Annotated in this window: 3 protein-coding genes and 1 pseudogene; 1 reads left to right on the forward strand and 3 read right to left on the reverse strand. The window is 39.9% G+C overall.

What is annotated here, in order from left to right:
• Positions 1 to 707 (reverse strand): annotated as a pseudogene (locus PX484_RS00235) (ISNCY family transposase); the annotation flags it as partial.
• A 253-nt stretch (positions 708 to 960) separates the two neighbouring features.
• On the opposite strand from PX484_RS00235, the gene PX484_RS00240 reads away from it, so the two are divergent.
• Positions 961 to 1,266 carry a DUF433 domain-containing protein gene (locus PX484_RS00240; protein ID WP_287666667.1) on the forward strand — a complete coding sequence of 102 codons (306 nt, stop codon included), beginning with the start codon at positions 961 to 963 and terminating at the stop codon, positions 1,264 to 1,266.
• Here PX484_RS00240 and cdd read toward each other — a convergent pair.
• Positions 1,263 to 1,664, reverse strand: a complete 402-nt coding sequence (gene cdd, locus PX484_RS00245) for a cytidine deaminase (RefSeq protein ID WP_002803476.1) — start codon at positions 1,662 to 1,664, stop codon at positions 1,263 to 1,265. The two genes, PX484_RS00240 and cdd, sit on opposite strands and share 4 nt — an antisense overlap.
• A 580-nt stretch (positions 1,665 to 2,244) precedes the next feature.
• Positions 2,245 to 2,896: NAD(P)/FAD-dependent oxidoreductase (locus PX484_RS00250; RefSeq protein ID WP_288102626.1), on the reverse strand; the 652-nt coding region annotated here is incomplete at its 5' end.

Raw genomic sequence — 2,896 nt, forward strand, 5'->3', positions numbered from 1 at the left:
AAAAAACTGGTGCGAGTAACTAATAACTCACGAATCTTTTGATAAGTATGATTAACTAAATCTAAAACGGTATGAAATAAAAAAGCTAGTAAATTTAAAGACAACAAGAACTCGCATAAATGACTTTGACCATGACCAAAATTATGTTCTAAATTATAACCGTGATTTTTAAGAACGTTATTTCCTTCATTCTCAACTTTCCATCTGCTGCGTCCAGCTTTGACAATTTTTTCAACATTATTTTCAGTAATTCGATGATTGGTAATCCAATTATTTTGATAGATAATTTTCTGTGTTTTTTCATTAATGACCGTGACTTCACACCAATTAACTTCGAGACTTGACTCGACCTCTCTCAGAGGAACTCTAGAAACATAACGATAACGATAAATGAGATTCTTTCGTCCATCCCATTGTTTCTTTTCTACGGCTTTAACTTCTCCACTTTTTTCTAAAAATTCTAGCCATTCATATAAGGTTTTATGAGAAGTTTCAAGACAAACAAAAATAAAATTATAACCTTGTTTTAGAGCTAACTCACAGATAGGTTGGCGAGAGTATAAGTCATCTCCTAACAGGGTTACAGGATAACCATACTTCTTTTGATGATTCTTATCTAACCATCTTTTAACAGCCGCATTTTCACAATCTTGTTTTTGCTGCCCATCTTGTTTTTTAATAAATTCTGGTTCTAAATTGGCCAATTCAAGTCTGAATTGCATCACTGTCTGATCTATGAATTGTCCCCTAGACAATTTTTCAAACCTAGTCCTCAGCGTTGGTTGTGGATACGATGCACAATTAGCATTCATATCTTGATTCAGCAACGCCTAAAACTGTTAGAATAGGTCAAATCAATTAACTAGAAGCCCTATGTTAAGTACCTAAGCAAAATTAATTACACATATCTAACCACCTCTTGCCTCTTGCCTCTTGCCTATCTTTACTAGGAAATTAATTTTGCACGACTACTTAGCTCTATCCTATCCACACATAGAAAAAAGTGACGACCAACCCGCACATTTACAAAGATTACCGCGTATCCGCGTTGCTCAAATTGTCATGGACTACATCGCCTATGGTTGGTCGGTAGAAGAAATCTGTCGTCAACACCTTTATTTAACCCTAGCCGAAGCTCCTGCAGCCATGGGTTACTATTTTGACCATCAAGAAGAAATTGACCAAGAAATCACAATGGAATGGCAACAAGTACAAGAAAATATGACTAATCAAGCTGCCAAGTCGCCTTTTTATACCCACAGTTAAAAACGAAAGGAAAAAGGCAGTAAATCCGAGAGATTAAAACGATAATTTTGCTGAGTTCCACAGATAATAATCTCCGCTTGCGGCGCTAATTCGGCTATCCATTGACGACAGGCTCCGCAGGGAGTTAACTGACTAATATCATCCTTCCCATCGATACAGGCTATAGCGATCGCCCGTACTTCTCGATCGCCCGCTGCGATTATTTGCGCTAAAGTTGCCCTTTCCGCACACAAACTCAAGCCATAACTAGCGTTCTCCACATTAGTACCAGCATAAATCTTTTTATCTGTCAAGACCGCCGCCCCCACCCGAAAACGGGAATAGGGAGAATAGGAAAGTTTCGCCACTTCCCGAGCAGTGTCACAGAGTTGTTGTCTTTCTTGGTCAGATAGGGTCATCGGCTGCCGATAGCAGGGTGTGGGGAATTGGGGAATTGGGTAAGTGGGGTGTGGGGTGTGGGGTGTAGGGTGTGGGGAGTTTTCTCAGTGAACTGATAACTGATAACTGATAACTGACTCCTAACCCAATGGTAGATGTTGGATTTTTGCGGGAGTTCTATTTTCCGACAAATATAAGCAAAAATTATTTATTGACTGCAAAAACTTGAGAATATTTAAATTAACATTCCGCAATATTTATAAATTCTTAAGAATTAATTGAGAAAGATTTTTATTTAACAACGATGTTATGATGGTTACAGCGATTTTACTGAATTTCATAATGGGTTATTTTGTGCTTTTTTGGGCAGCAATGGTTGAAACCCTTGCCACACCTAGAAGGTGATCCTAATTAAGACGGGTAAATCAGTCAATTTCACCAGCAATGATGATCTTTTTTTTATGTAGTTTTATTGCAAAAAAAAAGTTTTTTTGACAAAAAGCACAAAGTATGATATATGCCAACGTATTTCTGGCTGCGAGTAATTATTGTAGAGAGGGGAGAGGGGAGAAAAAAGCCGAATCCTGACTCCTAACCCCATCAACAAACTTTTTCAGCAAACCCTAACTTATCACTTAACATTTCCCTGACGATTTTAGCGGTAGCAGGGGCCAATAAAACCCCGTTGCGGTAGTGTCCCGTGGCCAGAATAACGTTATCGTATCTGGGCAAATATTCGATGATGGGAGCGGATTTTTTCTCCGGTCGGGGTCGCTTACCGGACCAAGTACGCACGATCGCACCCGCAGCCAAAGAGGGACAAAAAGCGATCGCCTTTTGATACACTTGTTCTAATAGGGCAGTATCGGCGATAATTTCGCCCTTTTCGTCCATAAATTCCACCGTTGCTCCAATCCAGTATTCTGCTCCGGCCAAAGGCAGAATATGCAGGTCATTTCCCGTTAAAATCGGCTTAAAATCGGAACTTTCTAGGGGTTGCGTCAATTTTATCTGTAAAGCTTGCCCTAAAACCGGTCGGATCTCCACTGGATGGGTAAGAGTTTCGGTTAAAGCAGTGGCACCAATTCCCGCACAAAGAATCAAAAAGTCAGTTTCCTCTATACCATTGGAACTATAAACCTGGGTGCATTGCCTCAAATTAGAGCCATGAAGCTCTGTCTTCCCAAAATTTTCAACTTTTACCCCAAATTGACATTTTACCCCCCTTCTTGCCGCAGCATCGACGAGGGCT

Source organism: Microcystis sp. M49636_WE2 (assembly GCF_030065375.1).
Classification (GTDB): Bacteria; Cyanobacteriota; Cyanobacteriia; order Cyanobacteriales; family Microcystaceae; genus Microcystis; species Microcystis aeruginosa_C.

Coding starts and splice junctions, on each gene's coding strand:
- cdd (WP_002803476.1), bottom strand. CDS start 1,664: ATGACCCTATCTGACCAAGAAAGACAACAACTCTGTGACACTGCTCGG.